Here is a 20,665-nt window from a genome sequence, read left to right as displayed (position 1 = left end):
TTTTAATCTTCAGCACAGAAAACTACCAATCCCTTTTTCTCAGGATCCAATATGATCCGAATATAAAAACACCACACCACACCAGACAGGCAATAAGACTTTCCGTAGGGTAGTGGAATTCATATTTTACACCCATCATTTTGGCCATATTTAATCTCATCATTGGATTTGGAATAAGGTTAGACATACTCTCCAATGGCAAAAGATGCGTGATAAAGAAATCATTCTGAAGAATCTCATTTCTTTGCGGGCCCTGCATTCCTTTTACTTTTGAGAATACTTCAACAGCTGTTAAAATCCCCTCACCAATCCAGAAAACAAAAAGAGCGAGAAATACAAAAATTGATTTTCTCAGTAAAACGGACAGGAACATTAAGAAGCAGAAGAAAGTGAATAGCTTGGCAAAGTAGTTTCCGATGAAGAAAATTTCAGCAAAAACCTTTGCAGATTCCGTTGTATTCGAATATTGATATCCCAGAAATAAAGTAATTCCCAATACAATGGCTGTTGAAACAATGGTGAAAATACTTATCGTCAGTAATTTTGAAGTAATGAATTCTTTTCTGCTCAGCCCATCAATCGTATTCTGTTTGAACATTCTGTTGCTGAACTCCTGTGAAATGGAGAAAACAATAATCAGTCCCAGGAAGATTTTCAATAAGGCAACAATCCAGGTGGTGAAGTTCCAGATTTCCGGGAAATTATAAATCCCCTGTTCTTTTAAGTTAACAGTCCCTCCCAAAACATCAAAGTCTACCAATCCAATGAAAAGCAAAGCAATAAGAATGGCGAAATAAAGTATCGTAAAAACCTTGAATGGCTTATAATTCAGGTTTTTGTAGTATTCCAGTTTTAATAATTTTATCATGATTAATTCGTGTTTTTTACAAGTTCAAGGAATTGAGATTCAAGGGACAGTTTTTTCTTCGTCAGATGGGAAAGATAAATTCCTTTCTCTGCCAGCTTCTGATTCATTGCCGAAGCTGAAATTGAAGCATCATCACGGATCTGAGCTTTGATAAGATCACCCTCCTGATTGATGGAAGAGAACCATTGAAGTTCATTCAAAGCATTTAAAAGCAAAGTGTTGTTGTCTGCTTTTAATTCGAAATACCCATTGTTGGAGGTCATTTCATCCACTCTTCCGCAGTAAATGGAATTTCCTTCTTTCAATACAATTACATGGCTGCAGATTTTTTCAATTTCATCCAGAAGATGGCTTGCAATAATAATGGTGATGCCTTGTTTGGCAATATCGCTGATGATTTCTCTGATCTGTATGATCCCTTCGGGGTCCAGTCCGTTGGTAGGCTCGTCTAAAATCAATACTTCCGGATTGTTCAGCATGGCAGAAGCAATGGCAAGACGCTGTTTCATCCCCAAAGAAAAAGTTTTGAAAGCATCTTTTCTTCTTTCGTACAGATTAACGGTTTTCAGAACTTCATCAATCCTTGAATAGGGAGTATTTTTAATTTCTGCAACAATCTTAAGGTTGGTTTCCGCACTTAAGTAAGGATAAAAGTTAGGCTGTTCAATAATAGCCCCGATCTTTTTTAAGGTGTCCGGATCGGTTCCCTTTTTTCCAAACCAGAACCAGTCGCCGCTGGTAGGGTTGATGGTTGAAAGCAGCATTCCAAAAGTTGTGGATTTTCCACTTCCGTTTGGCCCCAGAAGCCCATAAACATTGCCTTTTTCGACGTCAAAAGAAATATTGTTGACCACAACTCTTTTGAATTTCTTCGTCAAATTTTTTACTGATAAAATCTTTTCCATGTAATTTGTTTTACATAGTAGTAGTCTATATAAATTAGAGAATGTTACAGAATTATTATAAATCAATATTAATTTAAGGGTAAATACATTAAATTTGATAGAATTAATCAACAGTTATGAAGCTAATTGAACTGGCAGAAGAATTAAATGTATCTGCAGAAGCCATCAAACAGTTTATTCAGGATTTTGATCTTGAACTGGTAGACTGTATCAGTACCAACTTTGAGGTAAAGAAAGATTTTGAAAAGTTTGCCCGTGAAAATGTAGATTTTCTAAGGTTATACGAAAAAGATCTTGATAAAAATAAGACCCTGGAGCAGATTGCAGAAGTGATCAAGCAGCCAAAAGACAAGGTTGAAAAGGTCATCAAAGATAATAACCTTAATATTTTCGATAACGGTTTTTTCAAATCTTCTGTATCAAGTTATGGAATTGATAATAAACTGGGAGGAAACTATCAGTTTGTGTATGATTATTTCGGGCATAAAACCAGTCTGCAGCAAAGAGATTTCATAGGATACAGGGACCTGTTTTTTTATACCTCCACTGTTTTGGAACCCTTCCTCAATCCGCAGCAGATCAAGGATTGGGGAATCAACAAACCGGCAGGAATTATCCTGTATGGGCCTCCCGGAAGCGGTAAGATATTCTGGGCCAACAAGATTGCTGAAATCATCGGTTATCAGTTTAAAGAAGTCAAAAAACACTATCTCGGAACTTCATTGATTGACGGCAACGAAATCAATTTCAGTGATTTTCTGCTGAGCATGATGAAGGAAAATAAAATGCTTCTTTTCATGGATGATTTTGACGAAATTATGATGCAGCGAAAAGCAGAGACGGATGTTGCTTCCTGTAATCTGGAAGCGCAGGAGCTTATTCTTCATTATATCAGCAAATTTGAAAAAGAAGGAGTTCTGATGGTAGGCTCAGCTAATTCTGTGGCAGAAATTGATGAGGAAATTCTGGCACCCGGAAGATTTGATGTACTGATCCCTGTTTTTCCTCCTAATGCTTCTGAACGTTCTGAAATTATTCTTTATGCCATGACAAGAGGTCTTGAGGAAGATTCTTTATTGTATAAAATCCTTAAAAACAACAAAGCGGATAAAATTCCTTTCTGGCATGACATCTCTTCAAAGATGAAGGCATTCAGCAATACCATGATGATCGACTTTACCCAAAGCTTAAAGAAAAGGATTAAAAACCTTTACCAGAAAACCAGAAACGAAAAACTGAAGATCGACCAGAATCTTTTAAACGGTGCCTTAAGGGATGCCGGATCCAAGCTCACTGAAGAATATCTTGATCAGGTAGCAAGATTCCTGGCTGATGTAATTATCAATAATTTTGATGATTTTCAGTTCAGAATTCAGGCATTGAAAAATGAACTGGAAACCTACAGAGTAGTGGAAGAGCCACAAAGAGCCATCGGTTTTCAACATAATGATGGGGGAGATAAAGGGTAATCGTTCGATGTTTAAAGTTTAAGGTTTTATAAAAATCACTCATTATTTATGAACAGCATCTGGGAGCTGGACACTTTCTATAGGAAAAGAGATGTTATCATCATAGGGTCAGGATTTTCCGGACTCTGGACTGCGATAGCTGTCAAAGAGAAATATCCTGAAAAATCTGTTGTAATTGTTGAAAGAAGCGCTATTCCGTTAGGCGCTTCAACAAGAAATGCAGGGTTTGCCTGTTTTGGAAGCCTTACCGAAATCATTGCTGATTCTGAGAAAATGGGCTGGGAAAAAACACTGGAGCTTGTTACAATGAGATTTGATGGGCTTCAGAAAATTCAGCATTATTTTAAAAATGATGAAATTGATTTTGAACTTGAAGGAGGTTATGAAATTGTAAATAATGAAGGACCTTTAACTCATATCGATAGTGTTAATGAAAAACTGAAATCAATAACCGGACTGGATAAAACGTATATTCCGAAACAGGATAAAATACAGGAATTCGGACTTGAAAAATCTGAATTCCTGATAGAAAACCCATGTGAAGGAAGCCTTCATTCGGGGAAACTGTTACAAAAGCTGCTGGAAAAATGTTATGAATTGAAGGTTGAGTTTTTATTCGGAACAGAAGTCCTGAAGATTGAAGAAAGAGCAGAAAATGCTGAGGTTTATCTTTCCGGCAATGTTTCAGTAACAGCTGGTAAAGTAATTTATTGTACCAATGCTTTCACATCAAAGTTTTTGGTAAAAGAAAATATCGCTCCTGCCCGTGGACAGGTTATTTTGACAGAACCGATAGACGGTTTGAAGCTTAAAGGAACGTTCCATTATGATGAAGGGTATTATTATTTCAGAAATCTAGGAAACAGGATATTGCTGGGCGGTGGAAGAAATCAGGATTTTAAAACCGAAGAAACCACTGCTTTTGAAACCACAGAATTTCTGCAGAATCACCTGGAAAACTTTTTAAGAGAAGTTATTCTTCCTCATAAAGACTTTAAAATTGCACTCCGCTGGTCAGGAATAATGGCAATGGGTCCGGAAAAAACACCTATTGTAAAACAGGTTTCTGAAAGACAGTTTTGCGCCGTTAGGCTTTCAGGAATGGGAGTAGCTTTAGCCCCCAAAATTGGTGAGATGATAGCAGAAATGATATAAATACTACGTTGATACTCATGAAATACTTACCATTTGAACGTATTACTTACAAAACAAACTTGTCTGAACAGGAAGTTTTAACAAGACTTTCCGGTTTTGTAGAACCTAAAAAATTTGGTTTGGGAAAGAATTATATAAAAGACTATGAAGGATCTGTGAATAATAATAGCTTTGAAATAAGCAGAGTTATTCAGTATAGAAATTCTTTTCTTCCCCAGATAAACGGTAGAATTCAAAATGAAAATAACGGAACCCAGATACAGGTAACCATGTCGCTACATGCATTTGTCTTCTTTTTTTTAATAGTCTGGTGCTCATTTGCCCTGATTTTCTTCATAGGTGTTTCTCTAAGAGCTATAAGAGAAAAAGAAATAGCGGTAGAGCTTTTTCTTCCTTTAGGCATGCTCCTGTTTGTCTACGCTTTAACTATGGCAGGGTTCAAATCGGAAAGTAAACAAGCAAAAGAATATCTTAGAAGAAGTTTTGAAGCTGAAATTATCAATGAGTGATTTAGCTGTTTTCCCACCACTTTAAAATAGGTTTTGCAATGTCTTCAGCAATAAACTCAGACCTGTAAAGACCGTAAGTGACTCCCAACTCGGTTTCTATAATATTTTCCAGCTTTTCCTGATCAGCTCCTTTTTCCAGTTGTTGAAGAAGCTTTTCTGTTAAGTGGTCAAAACTGTTTTTAGAAAGACCAGGCATTATATTCATTGAAATAATAAGCTTTTTTAACTGAGCAAAATTTCCCTTACGCTGATTAATCCAATCATTGATATCCATTTAACCTGTTTTAAAGTATAAATATAAAGGAAAAATATTTTGTCGTCTTTAAATTTCAAATTCAGACCTTTAACTCCATCCCGGAACCCGAACTTCGGATCCAAAACTTTAACCCGCCTCTCTCCACTCTAAAAGAATTCCTTATTTTTGCAAAAAAGAAACATTCGTGATTAACAACGACCAGATAAAAGAAGTTCAATCCAGAATTGAAGATTTACACAGGTATCTTCAGATTGAGAAAAAGAAGATTGAAATAGCCAATGATGATGAAAAAACTGCGGCTCCGGAATTTTGGGACAATCCAAAAACGGCTGAAGCATTTTTAAAACAGCTTCGTTCCAAGAAAAAATGGGTAGAAAGCTATGATGAGATTCAGACACAGTTTGAAGATCTGCAGGTATTGGCTGACTTTGCCAAAGAAGATCCGGATTCTGAAAAAGAACTGGATGAAACATTTCCGCAATTGGTGGAAAAAATTGAAGACCTTGAATTCAAGAATATGCTTTCCAATGAAGGGGATGAGCTTTCTGCCGTTCTTCAGATTACAGCAGGAGCAGGAGGAACAGAAAGTTGTGACTGGGCATCCATGCTGATGAGAATGTATACCATGTGGGCAGAAAAGCAGGGGTATAAAATCCGTGAACTGAACTTCCAGGAAGGTGATGTAGCAGGAGTGAAAACTGTAACCCTTGAAATTGAAGGGGAATATGCTTTCGGATATCTGAAGGGAGAAAACGGAGTTCACAGACTGGTAAGAATATCACCTTTTGACAGTAATGCGAAGCGTCATACGAGCTTTGTTTCCGTGTATGTTTATCCTTTGGTGGATGATACCATTGAGATCAATATCAACCCGGCCGATATCAGTTTTGAAACCATGAGAGCTTCCGGAGCCGGAGGGCAGAACGTAAACAAGGTGGAAACCGCTGTACGTCTTCGTCACGCTCCAACCGGCATTATCATCGAAAACTCCGAATCCCGTTCCCAGCTTCAGAATAAAGAGAAAGCCATGCAGCTCTTACGTTCAAGGCTTTACGAAATGGAACTGGAAGAACGTATGAAAGCCAGAAACGAGATAGAAGCCAACAAAATGAAGATCGAGTGGGGAAGCCAGATCAGAAATTACGTCATGCACCCTTACAAGCTGGTAAAAGATGTACGCTCAGGACATGAAACGTCAGATGTGGATGCTGTTATGAACGGTAATATCACTCCTTTCCTGAAAGCATTCTTAATGGCCGATGGGACGGCAGTTTCCGATGATGACCTCGACTTATAAAAATCATGTTTGAATTTTAGTTAAAATCTTATAATTAATTTTTGTTTCAGACATTTTAGACCTATTTTTGTTGTTCATCGATATTTATGGAAGATTTCAATAGCTGGAAGGATTTATTAAACCCTGAGTTTTATATTAAAATGGGAGGGTTTTGGCTTATTTTGTTTATCGTATTTGCTGAAACAGGGCTTTTTGTAGGATTTTTCCTGCCGGGAGATTCACTTTTATTCGTTTCAGGAATTTATGCCGTTGAAATTATCAAAGAGACTTTTGGCTCTACAGGGAGCGATTTCTTAGATACTACACTATTAGCTTCAGGAGTAGCCCTTGCAGCCGTTATTGGAAATGAAGTGGGATATTATTTCGGAAGAAAGGCTGGACCAGCTTTGTATAAAAGACCAGATTCAATGCTTTTCAAAAAGAAATATCTTTATCAGGCACATGATTTCTTTGAAAAACACGGAGCGCTGGCAGTGATTATGGCAAGGTTTTTACCAGTTGTAAGAACATTTACCCCTATTGTAGCCGGTATCGTGAAGATGGACAAAAAAGAATTTTTAAGAGATAATATTATTGGTGCCGTATTATGGTCGTTCATTCTGATCTTTGCAGGACATTATCTGGATAAGCTCTTTATGGAACAGTTTGGAATCAACCTAAAAGAAAAACTGGAGTATATCATTATTGTAATTGTATTGGTAACTACACTTCCGGTAATCATCAAGTTTGTTTTCGGAAAAAAGGAAGATTTATCCAAATACGAAGATCAGGACTTTGAATAAGAATTAGATTCAATCAAAAATATAGAGCCGTCTCAATATGAGATGGCTTTTTTATTGCTTAAACGCAAAGATTAATTTGTATTGAGTATTCTTTTAAGAGCACAAAGGCAGAAATCAATGAAATTGATTCTTTCTAAGTGTATGGAGATATATTCGTTAGCTTCATCAGTGACAAAGTCACTTCTCTTTGCTCTTAAAACGGAACGGTGGAATCATTTTAACCTCTGCGTTAAATAAAATAAAGTCCCTTCAGTAGTTTTATTCTTTGATCCATTCCAGGATATTAGGATAAATAATACTGTCTCTTTTTCTTTTACTGAAGAACCTTGGTGCATGCCCTGCTCCTTTCATAAAGACAAATTTGTGCGGAACATTCATCCGGGTAAGCGCCGAATCCATGGCAATTCCCTGATGCTGATTGACCAGGACATCATTGTTTCCCTGAAATAACAGTGTAGGAACATTGGTAATATTTGCAATAGGGCTGGCTGCCTTAAAGGCTTCAGAAACATTTTTGCGGTCGAATTTGGTACCTACCACTTTCTGGATAGTAGGAGAGGTATATTTTGAATAAAAGGATTTAAGATATTGCGAACTGAAAAAATCTGTTGGTCCACTTAGTGAAATGATTTTTTTGATCTGTTCGGGATGCTGGTATCCGTAAAGAAGAGCCAGATGTCCGCCGGCACTCTCCCCCAGAAGGATATAATTATTGGGCTGAAGCTGAGCTTTATCCGTGAGTGAATTAAATTTTTCAATCACCTGGCCAATATCCTCAAGCTGTTGCTTGTAAGTGATTTTTTTCTTTGCAGAAACCAATCTATAATTCATATTGATGCTTGGAATCCTGTTTTCAAAAAGCATTTTCTGAATCTGGATCATATGCTCTTTTTTACCTAAACTCCAGGCTCCGCCATGAACGATAAGAACGACAGGAGTATCTTCAGCATAATCTTTGGGAAGAAAGACATCCATTTTCTGCCTTTTATGCTCACCATATTTGAGATTATAGATTTTCTGCTGGCCTCCGGGGCCTACCCAGACTCTGAATTTCGTATTGCAGGACTGCAGCACGAAGCCAATGCATCCCATCACGAAAAAATGATACCTGAGAATGAGTTTTTTCATAGAATCAAAATAAAGAAATATTATGGCAATTCTTTATACACAGCATTTGCATAACGGTAAAGAGACTGGCTGTATCGTGGTAAATGATGTGAAATTGCCTTTAGGGTTAGTGATAAAGCTTCCTCATACATTCCCGCTGAAGAAAGGGATAGTGCTAAAAAAGAATCTACCGCATCATTCAGCTCATCAGAATAACGGGCTTTTTCTTCCCTTAAAATACGGATGCTTTCCTCTGTTTTTCCGTTATTTCTTAAGGTACTTGCCAGCTGGATTCTTGCTCTCCTTCTTCGTAAGCCGGTTAATCCCTGATCCAATGCTGATCTGTACAAAGGCTCTGCTTCCTTTTCATGTCCGGTGGAGTCAAAAGCACACGCTCTTTCAAAATCAGCAATAGCCTGATCATCCTTAATGGTAAGCAATTCTACATGATTTTCAATTTGCTGAATAAACTCTTCATCGCTTATCGTTCCAAGTTTTAGCCATATACTTTGTAATTGGGTTTCCCAGTTTTCATCCATCGGATAGATTTTAAACAAAGATATAAAATATTGAAAGCTAAGCATTGTTTAATCGATCTTATAATTTTCAAAATTATTGTCAGATTATGAATTCAAAAACGGAATTAAATATTTATTTTTGCTGAACTTAACAAAGATTAAAAAATTATTAAAATATGGCATCAGGCTTTTTTGCAATTTTAGATGATATTGCAGCATTGATGGATGATGTAGCGGTTACCAGTAAGATTGCTACACAAAAGACAGCGGGAATTTTAGGAGATGACCTGGCCGTAAATGCAGAAAAAGCTACGGGCTTTCTTTCTTCAAGAGAACTTCCTGTGCTGTGGGCTATTACCAAAGGTTCATTTATCAACAAACTGATTATTCTTCCCATCGCTTTTCTGCTCAACTGGCTCTATAAGCCGGCTATTGAAATGATTCTTATTTTAGGTGGAATCTATCTTGCCTTTGAAGGAGTGGAAAAGATTATAGAATTCCTGTTTCACCGTTCCAAAAAAGGACATGAAGTCATTAAAGAAAGTGATGAAGAAGAAAATTCCGAAGCCTCTGAAAAAGCGAAAATAAACTCAGCCATCAGAACAGATTTTATCCTTTCCATTGAGATTGTAATTATTGCATTGGGAACTGTTATTCAGCAGGAACACCCGCTCCTTACACAGATTTTAACAGTAACTTTTGTATCATTTTTGGCAACGGTTGGGGTGTATGGAATTGTAGCATTGATCGTGAGAATGGATGATGCCGGTTTCAGCCTGATCAGAAAAAGTCATGATAAAGGATTTTTTTCCAAGATCGGACATTTATTGGTAAAAGCATTGCCCGTTATTATTAAACTTCTGGGAATTGTGGGAACTGTTGCTCTGATCCTGGTTTCAGGCGGTATTTTTGCTCACAATATTCATTACCTGCATGAATTGCTTCCAACATGGCCGGCTATGCTGAAAGAGTTTACATTTGGTCTTGTAGGAGGGATTGCTGCAGTAGCAGTGTTCACTTTAGGAAAATCAATTTATTCCCTGGCAACAAAAAAATAAACAGAATTAGAATTAAATAACCAAAAAATCCTGTACCGGAAAGGTGCAGGATTTTTTATGATGTGGCTGAAATATAATTTAAAACCTTTCGATGCTAAACTTTGAACAAAGAAAAAGAGACTTGTAAAAAGTCTCTTTTTCTATATTAATTGAATAAATCTTTTACTTTATCAAAAAAAGTTTTTTCCTTTCCGGATGGCTCTGCAACCATTTCTCCGCTGGACATCTGCTTTTCAAAGAAGTCTTTCTGCTCTTTGGTAAGCTTCTGTGGTGTCCATACATTGATGTGGATGAACATGTCTCCTTTACCATAGCTGTCAATACTTGGAAGTCCTTTTCCTGCCAATCTTAAGATCTTTCCGGACTGTGTTCCCGGATCAACAGTGATTTTTACTTTTCCGCCTACTGTAGGGATTTCCTTTTTGGTTCCCAAAGCGGCTTCAGCAAATGAAACGTAAAGCTCCTGGTGAAGATTATCACCTTCTCTCTTGATGGTTTGATCTATTTCCTCTTCAATGATCACCAATAAATCCCCTGGAGTTCCTCCGAACGGAGCATCATTTCCTTTTCCTCTTACATTCAGCTGGATACCGTCTCTTGCCCCTGCAGGAATATTGATTGTAATTTCCTCCTCATCCTTAACAAGACCCTGTGCATTGGCACCGGCAGGAATTTTATCGGCAACTTTTCCGATTCCCTGACATGTACCACAGGTAGTCTGTGTCTGCATCTGGCCAAACATCGTATTCATTACTTTTATCTGAACACCGGAACCGTTACAGGTAGGACATGTTTTTGAAGTGGCCCCTTCTGCCATCTTCATCTTTTTTACCTTAATGGTTTTTTGAGTTCCGTTTACCATTTCCTCAAGGTTCAGCTTGATTCTGATTCTTAAATTAGAACCTTTTACCTGCTGACGGCCACCGCCACCACCAAAACCTCCGAAACCGCCTCCGAAAATATCTCCAAACTGACTGAAAATATCTTCCATGTTCATTCCGCCTCCGAAGCCTCCGCCTCCGAAACCACCATTTCCACCCATTCCGGCATGCCCGAACTGGTCGTATCTGGCACGTTTCTGATCGTCGCTCAGAACTTCGTAAGCCTCAGCAGCTTCTTTAAATTTTTCTTCAGCCTCTTTATCCCCTGGATTTTTATCCGGGTGATATTTAATGGCCATTTTACGGTATGCTTTTTTTATTTCGTCGCCTGATGCAGATTTGCTGATCTCAAGAACTTCGTAATAATCTCTTTTTGACATGACAATTTTATAATTGATTGTTGATAAATGATAAAAGATATTGTAAAGCTAATAAGTGAAACATTCATCAATTATCACTCACCATTTATCATTTATGAATTTTAATTTCCTGTTACCACTTTTGCAAAACGGATTACTTTATCATTTAAAGTGTATCCTGTTTCAATAACGTCTACGATCTTTCCTTTCAAATCTTCTGATGGAGCAGGGATTTGGGTAATCGCTTCATGGAAATCAACATCAAAGCTGTCACCAGCCTTTACTTCCATTGTTTTTAAGCCTTTTTCAGTAAGTTTATTCTTGAATTTCTGATAGATCAGTTCTACACCCTGCAGATCAGACGGATTTCCGTTTTTAGCGATTTCTTTTAATGCTCTTTCAAAATCATCTAAAACCCCTAACATTGAAACCATCATCTCCTGGTTGGCATACTGGAAGAATTCCATCTTCTCTTTGCTTGTTCTCTTTTTATAATTCTCGAATTCAGCATACAATCTGATGTAACGGTCTTTTTCTTCTGCCAAAAGTTCTTCCGCAGAAGGAGTAGCTGTCACATTGTCCTGAGATGTTGCGTCATTCTGAACATTGTTTTCTTCCTGATTATTGATGCTTTCTTCGTTAATATCCTGGTTTTCCATAATTCAATATTTATTTACAGATTGTTTGACAAAGAACCTGCCAAATCTGAAATCTGGACATTAAGGCAGAAAAATGAGCAGCGATGTATGGTGAATTGTAATTGTCCAGCATTAAGAATTGACTTTGCGAAATAAAAATTGACTATTGACCATTGACCTAACAATGTCCAATAGCCAATTTAAAACTATAGCTGTATTTTTTATTTTTTATTTTCCGGCAAATGTCTGGTAGAGCAGATATAGGTTTAAAACAATAATAATGATGGAAATAATCCAAACACAGATTTTAAGAAAGGGTTTATTGACAAATTCACCCATTTTGGCTTTATCATTGGTGAACATTACCAATGGAACCACTGCAAAACTTAACTGCATAGATAGAATTACCTGGCTTAAAACCAATAACTCTGTCGTTCCCTGCTCGCCGTAAAGTATAGCAACAATAAGTGCAGGAATTACAGCAATAAGCCTTGTGATCAGTCTTCGAAGCCATGGTTTTAATCTGATATTCAGAAATCCTTCCATCACGATCTGACCGGCAAGAGTTCCTGTCAGCGTAGAGTTTTGCCCGGATGCCAACAAAGCAATAGCAAAGGCAATACTTGCCATTGAAGCTCCTAAAATGGGAGTCAGCATTTTATAGGCATCATGAATATCTGCAACATGTTCATTTCCGGTTGTATGGAATGTGGCTGCAGCCAGAATAAGGATTGCTGCATTGATGAAGAAAGCCAGCATCAATGAAACTGTACTGTCGATAGTGGCAAACTTTATGGCTTCTTTTTTCCCTTCTGTATCACGGGCATAATCTCTGGTCTGTACAATACTGCTATGCAGATACAGGTTATGGGGCATTACCGTAGCTCCTAAAATCCCGATCGCAATATAAAGCATAGCAGGATTCTGAATAATTTCTTTTTGTGGGACCAACCCTCCCAGAATTTCATTAAACGCAGGTTTGGAAATAACAATTTCGTACATGAAGCAAGCCAGAATAATGAATATAAGCCCGCCTACAATACTCTCGATCCACCGGAAGCCTTTCGCCTGAAGCAAAAGGATAATTAACACATCTACCGTTGTGATAACAATACCCCAGGTCAGCGGAATATGAAATAACAGATTTAAGGCAATCGCAGATCCGATGACTTCGGCGAGATCGCAGGCTGCAATCGCTATTTCACAGAATACCCAGAGTATAAAATTGGTGGTTGGGCTGAAGTGGTCCCTGCAGGCCTGTGCAAGATCTCTTTCGGCAACAACTCCGAGTTTCACAGATAAGTGCTGTAAAACCATTGCAAAAATATTGGAGATAAGAATCACTGAAAGAAGTGTATACCCAAACTGAGCTCCTCCTGCAATATCCGTTGCCCAGTTTCCCGGATCCATATAACCTACGGCAATCATTAATCCCGGTCCTGCAAAGGCAAGATATTTTCTCCAGAAAGTTGCATTTTTAGGTACTTTGATGGATGAATAAACCTCTGATAAGGAATGATTTGTTTTATCTTTTCGCCAGGCGCTTTTTATATTGAAATTCATAAATGTTAGAAATGACTAACAAATTTAATTAAATAAATGTAAACAGAAAAATCATGAGATAAAAAAATCCCGGAAACTATTTTCCGGGATTTAATTTTTATTGAGTCTAAAGATTATTTGGCAAATCTTACAGACATTTTTCTGTCAGCAGCTCTTTCGGCATCAGAAGCTTTTGCGTCAACTTTAGCAAATTTACTTCCGTAGCCTTCAGCACCAAGTACCTGACCTCCAACACCTGCTTTAGCTAAAGCAGATTTGATATAATCAGCTCTTGCCTGGGAAAGTTTAACGTTGGAAGCTTCATTTCCTGTTTTATCAGTGTATCCTCCGATTTTGATTTTTGCATCCGGGAAAGCCTTAAGGATAGCCACTAAGTTGTCCAGCTGTCCTTGTGAGCCTGCTTCAAGTTCAGTAGAACTTCCCATTTTGAAATTAACGTGATCGAAGTCGTACCACTTATCTTTCAATGCAGAATCATCAGCTGCATTTTTGTAACCTCCGGATTTCAGGAATGAAATCATCTGGTCTTCCATTCCGCCTTTGTAACCTTTTAACATTACCCCGTTAAGGTCAATGTTTTCATCAGTTTTAGCGGTTGCCGGTGCAGGTGTTGCTGTTCCTGTAGCAGCAGCTGTATCAGTAGCTGAACCGGCTGCTGTTGAATCAGACGTAGTGGTAGTAGTTGTAGTGGTCTGCTTTTTCTCACACTGTTTCCATAAGAAATAAGCAGCAGCTATTAATAATAAAAGCGGAAGCAACCATTTCCAGATTGAACCTCCGCCTTGATTATTATTGTTGTTATTTTCAAATCTTTCTCTTACTTCTCTAGCTCCTTCTGAAACATTTTCTCTTGCTGTAGCAACACTTTCAGCGATGTTATCTTTAGCTGTAGAGGTTACTGAAGAAACAGTTTCTTTTGCCTGTCCAAACCAATTTTCAGCTCCTAATCCGAAGGATGCCAAAGAAAGACCTGCAGGCAGCAGAGAAGAAACAATGCCTTTCTGATCATTCAGTAAGCTGGAAATACCTGAAGCCCCCAGATTATTGTCGGCTGCATATTTTCCAACAGTGCCTACTGTAGCTCCGGTCACCAGGTTTAATAAAGAACCTGCAGTGGTGTTACTCACTCCTGAAAAACTGGCTATGGAATTTACCAGTCCGCTTATTTTATCTCCAAATATTGAAGATAGCAAGTTCGAAATAATAGGGTTATTAGACGCTCCGCCTAATAAATTTCCCAAAATTCCACTTGAAGAGGCTTGTGTAATAGCATCCACAACGCCAGGCTTATCTGCATTATTGGCTAATCCTCCTACTACAGCAGGTAATAATCCGCCAATTGCTTTAGAAATACCGGATTCACTTTCTCCAAACTGCGATGCAGCCTGTGAAACCAAAGCGGGACCTAATTGTCCTTTAATTAAATCAATGACATTTAAAGACATAATAATAAATTTTTTTGGATTAATGTTGAGATAAATTTAAACAAAAAATCCGTCCAAATGTCACCTTTTTTTGAATATTTCTTTAAAAATTAATGATTTTTTTTAAAATCATTAAAATTATTAATAAGCTTTTGCGAATAACACACGTCTTTTAGACGGTTTGCCTGAGATCAGTGAAATACCTTCTTCTATATCATCATCCAAAGGAATACATCTGATGGTTGCCTTTGTTTCTTCCTTGATCTGTTCCTCTTCCTCAGCAGTACCATCCCAGTGAGCATAGATAAATCCTCCTTTCTCTTCCAGAACTTTCTTGAATTCTTCATAAGTATCCACCCTGGTGATATTATTTTTTCTGAATTCAAATGCTTTGTTGTAAATATCCTGCTGAATAGTTTTCAACAGATCTTCGATATAAGAATCAAGTCCTTCAATAGAACGAACTTCTTTTGTCAGGTTATCTCTTCTTGCGATTTCAACAGATTTGTTCTCCAGGTCTCTTGGTCCCATGGCGATTCTTACAGGAACTCCTTTCAGTTCGTATTCTGCGAATTTCCATCCTGGTTTGTTCTGAGTATCATTGTCAAATTTCACAGAAATTCCTTTTGCTCTCAGTTTAGCCTGAATATCCAAAGCCACTTCGCTGATTTGTTCCAATTGCTCTTCCCCTTTGAAAATAGGAACTATTACTACCTGAATTGGTGCAAGAGTAGGAGGCAGTACCAATCCGAAATCATCAGAGTGTGTCATAATCAAAGCTCCCATCAGACGGGTTGAAGTTCCCCATGATGTTGCCCATGCATGTTCAATTTTTCCTTCTTTGTTGGTGAATTTTACATCAAATGCTTTTGCAAAATTCTGACCCAGGAAGTGTGAAGTTCCGGCCTGTAAGGCTTTTCCGTCCTGCATTAATGCTTCAATACAATAAGTTTCATCAGCTCCTGCAAATCTCTCAGAAGGTGTTTTTAACCCCTGGATAACAGGAATAGCCATAAAGTTTTCTGCAAAATCTGCATATACCTTATTCATCTTTTCTGCTTCTTCAACGGCTTCATCTTTTGTAGCGTGAGCAGTGTGCCCTTCCTGCCATAAGAATTCAGCAGTTCTTAGGAAAAGACGTGTTCTCATTTCCCAACGGACAACATTAGCCCATTGGTTGATCAATATCGGTAGGTCTCTGTAAGACTGAATCCAGTTTTTGTATGTGTTCCAGATTATAGCTTCTGAAGTAGGACGAACGATAAGTTCTTCTTCCAGTTTTGCATCCGGGTCCACAATCAGCTTGGATGGGTTATCCGGATCCGTCTTTAATCTGTAGTGGGTAACAACAGCACATTCTTTTGCAAAACCTTCTGCATTCTTTTCCTCTGCCTCAAACAAGCTCTTGGGCACAAAAAGCGGGAAGTATGCGTTAACGTGACCTGTTTCCTTGAATTTCTTATCCATTTCATCACGCATTTTTTCCCAGATCGCATAGCCATACGGTTTGATCACCATACATCCACGCACGCCTGAGTTTTCAGCTAAATCAGCTTTTACAACCAGCTCATTATACCATTTGCTGTAATCTTCGCTTCTTGAGGTTAATTTTGCCATTATTTTTTTTAATTTTTTTAACTTTTGTACATTATTGTTATCTAAAAATAAAAATCTATTTTTGATAGATTTTTTTACCAGTATTTTGGTACATTTTTGGTACAGATTGCAAATATAATTTAAATTAAAAATTTTTACGTTATCATGAAAAGAAATATACATAAAAATTTGCTTGGTCTGCTAAGATCCAAAGGGATTCTGGCTATATCAGGCGGATTATTACTTGTGTCTTGTGGTGCTCAGATGGGAGGGTATAGCGAGACAGACGGGGTGTATTACGACCCCAATAAGGATACGCTACCTGAAGGAGTTATCATCAATGATAGCGGAAACAGAGTAGGAGAATATTATGACTACTATCAGGATTCCAATGTAATTCAGAATGCACAGGCGAATAACCGTGAGCAGGAGAACAGATATAATGACTGGAGCGGGACCAATCCAAATTGGAATACCACTGCTACAGATTCCGACTGGGGACTTTATGCAGGTTCTCAGACAAACTACTATGACAACTCTTGGGGATGGGGATCTCCGTGGGGATGGTATGGTGGTTATAGCCCATATTGGGGATGGGGCTGGAACCGCGGCTGGGGCTGGGGTGCAAGCCTTTCCTGGGGATGGGGCGGATCATTCGGCTGGGGCTGGGGAGGCTCTTTCGGATGGGGAAGTCCATACTGGGGCTACTCTCCTTATTGGGGAGGATATTATGATCCATTCTGGGGCGGGTACTACGGAAACCCATATTGGGGATACGGAGGAGGCTACTGGGGTGGCGGCTATTACAACAGACCTGTTTACAGAAGAAGCGGTATCAGTGGAGGAGGATTCCAGAATACAGGGGTAGCCAACGCAGTTTACAGAACGAATACAGCTAACTCAGGATTCAGAAATAGCAACGGAAATGGCGGATTCAGGAACACCAATAACGGCGGTTTCAGAGACTCTAACTCAAATGGCGGCTTCAGGGGCAACTCCGGAGGCTTCAGAAACGGAAGTTCAGGAGGTTTCAGAAATACTCAGTCCAATGGTGGATTCCGTAATTCTGCACCACAAACAAGACCTAACTATAATTATCAGCAGCCACAGCCAAGATACAATAACGGAGGCTTCAGATCTAATGATTCCGGAGGTTTCAGATCCAGCGGAGGTTTCAATGGCGGAGGCGGAGGCTTCAGAGGTGGTTCTTCTGGCGGCGGCGGAATGAGATCCGGTGGCGGCGGCAGAGGAGGCTTCAGATAATTGTTCAAACTAATAAACTATAAAAAAATAATGTTAAAAAAATCTTTAGTATTAATGAGTATTTCTGCTGCATTTTATGCGCAGGCTCAGGATGTTTCTGTGATAAGAAATACTGTAGAAGTTTACTCAAGTACTCCTATGGTGGGATCAGCTAAGTTTAATGCAATGGCTGGAGCTAATGGTGCGCTGGGTGGTGATGCAAATTCTTTGCTTACGAACCCTGCAGGTTTAGGAGTAGCTATTTCAGGAGAGGTTTCAGGAACTTTATCTATTTTAGGAAATAAAAACAGCAGTTCTTTAGCGGGAGCTACCATAGATTATAGCAAAACGAAAGGTGATCTTGGAAATGCCGGAGGAATCATTGCTTTTCCTCTGATGACAGAAACAGGATGGAAGTTTATCAATATAGGTATTAATTTCTCCAACCAGACGCTGGACAATGTAATCCAGTCACCGGGAAATAATAATATCGTGTATGCTTTTGATAAGGATGATATCACCAAAGATGCTGCATTGGCAGGCCATATGTATGAAAGATATGGTAATTTGTCAAAGATGAGCTTTGGGGTTGGGGCTAATTATAATCATAATTTATATTTAGGAGCAGGTTTTAATTTCTTTAATGCTTCACTGGACCAGTATGACAGCTTATTTTATCGAAATCTGGCAAATAATTCTACGGAAGGATTCAGTAAGCAGGATACCCCTTATTCAGAAAGATCTTCAGGTTTTTCAGCTTCCTTAGGGGTGATCGGAAAGCTAAGCCCTAATTTCAGAGTGGGAGCATCCCTTGAGACGCCTACATTCTGGACAATAGACAGAAATTATTATTTCTACAACGATCCTGTTTACGGAGATGATATGGGTGCTGAAAACAGAAAGTTTACTTCACCGCTTAAAGCAACTGTGAGTGCAGCTTTTGTAGCAAGTAAAAATTTCTCATTAAACGTAGATTATACCCTTGGCCTTACAAAACCTGATTATAAAGTATATGGAGGTGCAGAAAGAGAATTGAATGACTTCTTTAAAGATAATTACAAGAACCTTTCGGAAGTAAGAGTAGGAGCTGAGTACCGGGTACAGCAGTTCAGACTGAGAGGTGGGTATTCTTACCAGTCAAGTCCGTTTGATGCCCTTACAATCAGCAGGTTTAATGATGCCGGTACTGTGGGTGACCAGTCTTACAGCAATCTGATGCTAAGTGACAGAAATACGCTTTCATTCGGTATCGGATATGATTTCAAATCATTCTACATCGATGCATCTTATCAGAACATCTCCTCTAAATATACCAACCCTTTTATGAGAGGATATATGGGGGATAATTTTGACTCATCTTATTATTCTTCGAGTAAAATCTTTGAAAGTGATTCGTATGCTGTAAGCGATGTGAAAAACAACAGAAATAATTTCTTCCTTACATTAGGATGGAAATTCTAAGCTTTACGTAAGCCATATAATAAAAGCTCCGGATATTCCGGAGCTTTTAATTTTTTTAATGAGAATGAGCAGTGGGATGCTGGTGAAAAAGATGCATCATCAATGCAAGTGAAACTCCTAAAACAACCAGCCCGATTTTTACCCAGTCTATATTGTGATTTTTATTGCTTTCAAAAATGATAACGGATGAAATATGCAGGAAAATTCCGCCTACAACAGCCAGAAAATAAGGCTGAAGATCCGGATTGAAATAATTCCCCAATAACATTCCCATGGGAGAAGCCAGTGCAAATAAGGCTACAATGAGAATAGAGGGATAAGATGAGGAAGCTTTTGATTCTCCTTTTCTGTTAAATAAAAATGCTCCCAGAATAAATGATATGGGCAGATTGTGAAATACAATTCCCCAAAGGTAAGGCGACATCTCGTGCTGTTCATTAGCCAAAGGAATTCCTTCAATAAAAGCATGGATGAATAATCCCACCATTAAAGCAACGGGAAGAATATTATGTTCATTATGATGATGGAAGTGTCCGTGCTCAAAACCTTTGGTAAGAGCCTCCAGAATCATCTGGAGAAGTACTCCTGCGATAACGAATATCCCAAGGTTGCTGCTTCCGGATGAGGTATAAACCTGGGGAAAAACTTCGTTGAGACAGATCGTAATCAGAAAGCCGGCACTTAATATCAGAAGGTTTTTGGCCAGCTTCTCTTTCTTACCAAAGTATTTTCCCAGAAATACTCCTGTTACGACACTTAAAATCAGTAAAAATACTGTTGTCATTATTTTTTCTTAAATAAATTGATGCATCGCGGGGAATTTTCTTTTTTAAATTCATTCAGCTGATAATCTCCCCAGATTTTAATTCTTTCAAACCCACATTCAGAAGCATAACTGTGGATGGCTTCCAAGGTGTGAAGCTTTACTTTTTCAAAGAAATGAAAAGGTTTACCGTCTGCTTCAAAACGGATATCTTTGATGATATGCCTGCCTTCGATCTTCTTAAGGATTCTGAATTCAATATCCCCACGGTTAATCGTGGTTTCAGGAACCAAAGTATTTCTTACAAATTCCTCATTCAGATAGTCCAGTACAAAATATCCTCCCGGTTTTAAAACATTGTAAACCGACTGAAATACCTTTTTGTCATCGTTTTCATTGTCAAAATACCCAAAACTCGTAAATAAATTGAATACCGCATCCATAGGATCTGCATCAATCGGGTTTCTCATATCATGAACTTCAAAAAGCAGGGTTTGATTTTCATACTGTTTGTCAGATTCAATACTTTGTCTTGAAAGGTCCAATCCCAAAACATCATACCCTAATTTGTTGAGGAAAACCGAGTGTCTTCCCTTACCGCAGGCAAGATCTATGATTTTCGACTGAGGCGGAAGCTGGAGATCCGCAGTGAGCTTTGTAATGAAGTTTTCAGCTTCAGTATAGTCTCTGTTGCTGTAAAGCAAATGATAATAAGGGGTATCAAACCAAGATTCAAACCATTCCATAACGCAAAAATAGTTAAATTTGTGCGGTTAAAAGCAAAGTATTTTACAACATTAAGAGATTGAAAAAT

At 38.3% G+C, this 20,665-nt stretch carries 20 protein-coding genes; 8 read left to right on the top strand and 12 right to left on the bottom strand.

Annotated elements, in window-relative coordinates:
* Positions 1–22 precede the first annotated feature (22 nt).
* Positions 23–868, bottom strand: coding sequence for an ABC transporter permease (locus ACR1PO_RS13300; RefSeq protein ID WP_433987061.1), 846 nt, complete (start codon positions 866–868; stop codon positions 23–25).
* Between the two features lie 2 nt (positions 869–870).
* A complete protein-coding gene (locus ACR1PO_RS13295) occupies positions 871–1,773 on the bottom strand; it encodes an ABC transporter ATP-binding protein (RefSeq protein WP_433987060.1) in 903 nt (300 codons plus the stop codon).
* A 116-nt stretch (positions 1,774–1,889) separates the two neighbouring features.
* Between ACR1PO_RS13295 and ACR1PO_RS13290 the strand changes: the two genes are divergently transcribed.
* Genes ACR1PO_RS13290 through ACR1PO_RS13280 form a run of 3 tightly spaced genes read left to right on the top strand, consistent with a single transcriptional unit; the run spans position 1,890 to position 4,906 of the window.
* Entirely contained in the window at positions 1,890–3,242 is a 1,353-nt protein-coding gene (locus ACR1PO_RS13290) for an AAA family ATPase (protein WP_433987059.1), read from the top strand.
* Between the two features lie 48 nt (positions 3,243–3,290).
* On the top strand, positions 3,291–4,397 hold the full coding sequence (locus ACR1PO_RS13285; RefSeq protein ID WP_332389102.1) for an NAD(P)/FAD-dependent oxidoreductase: 1,107 nt from the start codon (positions 3,291–3,293) through the stop codon (positions 4,395–4,397).
* A 17-nt stretch (positions 4,398–4,414) separates the two neighbouring features.
* The gene (locus ACR1PO_RS13280; protein WP_433987058.1) at positions 4,415–4,906 is read left to right on the top strand and encodes a hypothetical protein; all 492 of its coding nucleotides are present in this window, start codon (positions 4,415–4,417) and stop codon (positions 4,904–4,906) included.
* Position 4,907: 1 nt separating this feature from the next.
* Here the strand turns inward: ACR1PO_RS13280 and ACR1PO_RS13275 are convergent, their stop codons facing one another.
* Positions 4,908–5,180 (bottom strand): hypothetical protein, encoded by a 273-nt coding sequence (locus ACR1PO_RS13275; RefSeq protein WP_433987057.1) that lies wholly within the window; start codon positions 5,178–5,180, stop codon positions 4,908–4,910.
* A 166-nt stretch (positions 5,181–5,346) separates the two neighbouring features.
* Between ACR1PO_RS13275 and prfB the strand changes: the two genes are divergently transcribed.
* Together prfB and ACR1PO_RS13265 are read left to right on the top strand one after the other, a co-directional pair.
* Positions 5,347–6,459, top strand: a complete 1,113-nt coding sequence (gene prfB, locus ACR1PO_RS13270) for a peptide chain release factor 2 (RefSeq protein WP_131438467.1) — start codon at positions 5,347–5,349, stop codon at positions 6,457–6,459.
* 86 nt (positions 6,460–6,545) lie between these two features.
* Entirely contained in the window at positions 6,546–7,241 is a 696-nt protein-coding gene (locus ACR1PO_RS13265; RefSeq protein ID WP_433987056.1) for a DedA family protein, read from the top strand.
* A gap of 258 nt (positions 7,242–7,499) precedes the next feature.
* Here ACR1PO_RS13265 and ACR1PO_RS13260 read toward each other — a convergent pair whose 3' ends face one another.
* Positions 7,500–8,369 carry an alpha/beta hydrolase gene (locus tag ACR1PO_RS13260; protein ID WP_433987055.1) on the bottom strand — a complete coding sequence of 290 codons (870 nt, stop codon included), beginning with the start codon at positions 8,367–8,369 and terminating at the stop codon, positions 7,500–7,502.
* Positions 8,370–8,389: 20 nt separating this feature from the next.
* Positions 8,390–8,887, bottom strand: a complete 498-nt coding sequence (locus ACR1PO_RS13255) for a tetratricopeptide repeat protein (protein ID WP_433987054.1) — start codon at positions 8,885–8,887, stop codon at positions 8,390–8,392.
* 155 nt (positions 8,888–9,042) lie between these two features.
* On the opposite strand from ACR1PO_RS13255, the gene ACR1PO_RS13250 reads away from it, so the two are divergent.
* Positions 9,043–9,924, top strand: a complete 882-nt coding sequence (locus ACR1PO_RS13250; protein WP_332389110.1) for a DUF808 domain-containing protein — start codon at positions 9,043–9,045, stop codon at positions 9,922–9,924.
* Positions 9,925–10,069: 145 nt separating this feature from the next.
* Here the strand turns inward: ACR1PO_RS13250 and dnaJ are convergent, their stop codons facing one another.
* The 5 genes from dnaJ to proS all read right to left on the bottom strand — a co-directional run bounded on the left by dnaJ (position 10,070) and on the right by proS (position 16,406).
* Positions 10,070–11,185 carry a molecular chaperone DnaJ gene (gene dnaJ, locus ACR1PO_RS13245; protein ID WP_433987053.1) on the bottom strand — a complete coding sequence of 372 codons (1,116 nt, stop codon included), beginning with the start codon at positions 11,183–11,185 and terminating at the stop codon, positions 10,070–10,072.
* Positions 11,186–11,286: 101 nt separating this feature from the next.
* Complete coding sequence (locus ACR1PO_RS13240) at positions 11,287–11,826, bottom strand: nucleotide exchange factor GrpE (protein ID WP_374464683.1); 540 nt, start codon at positions 11,824–11,826, stop codon at positions 11,287–11,289.
* Between the two features lie 204 nt (positions 11,827–12,030).
* A complete protein-coding gene (locus ACR1PO_RS13235) occupies positions 12,031–13,365 on the bottom strand; it encodes an Nramp family divalent metal transporter (protein ID WP_332389111.1) in 1,335 nt (444 codons plus the stop codon).
* Between the two features lie 113 nt (positions 13,366–13,478).
* Entirely contained in the window at positions 13,479–14,810 is a 1,332-nt protein-coding gene (locus ACR1PO_RS13230; protein WP_332389112.1) for an OmpA family protein, read from the bottom strand.
* A gap of 120 nt (positions 14,811–14,930) precedes the next feature.
* On the bottom strand, positions 14,931–16,406 hold the full coding sequence (gene proS / locus ACR1PO_RS13225) for a proline--tRNA ligase (RefSeq protein WP_433987052.1): 1,476 nt from the start codon (positions 16,404–16,406) through the stop codon (positions 14,931–14,933).
* 144 nt (positions 16,407–16,550) lie between these two features.
* On the opposite strand from proS, the gene ACR1PO_RS13220 reads away from it, so the two are divergent.
* Positions 16,551–17,648, top strand: a complete 1,098-nt coding sequence (locus ACR1PO_RS13220) for a prolyl-tRNA synthetase (protein ID WP_332389114.1) — start codon at positions 16,551–16,553, stop codon at positions 17,646–17,648.
* A gap of 54 nt (positions 17,649–17,702) precedes the next feature.
* Entirely contained in the window at positions 17,703–19,088 is a 1,386-nt protein-coding gene (locus ACR1PO_RS13215) for an OmpP1/FadL family transporter (RefSeq protein ID WP_332389115.1), read from the top strand.
* A gap of 55 nt (positions 19,089–19,143) precedes the next feature.
* Here the strand turns inward: ACR1PO_RS13215 and ACR1PO_RS13210 are convergent, their stop codons facing one another.
* A complete protein-coding gene (locus tag ACR1PO_RS13210) occupies positions 19,144–19,872 on the bottom strand; it encodes a ZIP family metal transporter (protein WP_332389116.1) in 729 nt (242 codons plus the stop codon).
* Entirely contained in the window at positions 19,872–20,597 is a 726-nt protein-coding gene (locus ACR1PO_RS13205) for a class I SAM-dependent DNA methyltransferase (RefSeq protein ID WP_332389117.1), read from the bottom strand. Before ACR1PO_RS13205 ends, ACR1PO_RS13210 begins: the two co-directional genes overlap by 1 nt.
* Positions 20,598–20,665 lie beyond the last annotated feature (68 nt).

Source organism: Chryseobacterium amylolyticum (genome assembly GCF_051011775.1).
In the GTDB taxonomy this organism is placed as follows: domain Bacteria; phylum Bacteroidota; class Bacteroidia; order Flavobacteriales; family Weeksellaceae; genus Chryseobacterium.
Note: the sequence above shows the minus strand (reverse complement) of the source record. Positions and strands in the feature narration are given on the sequence as shown.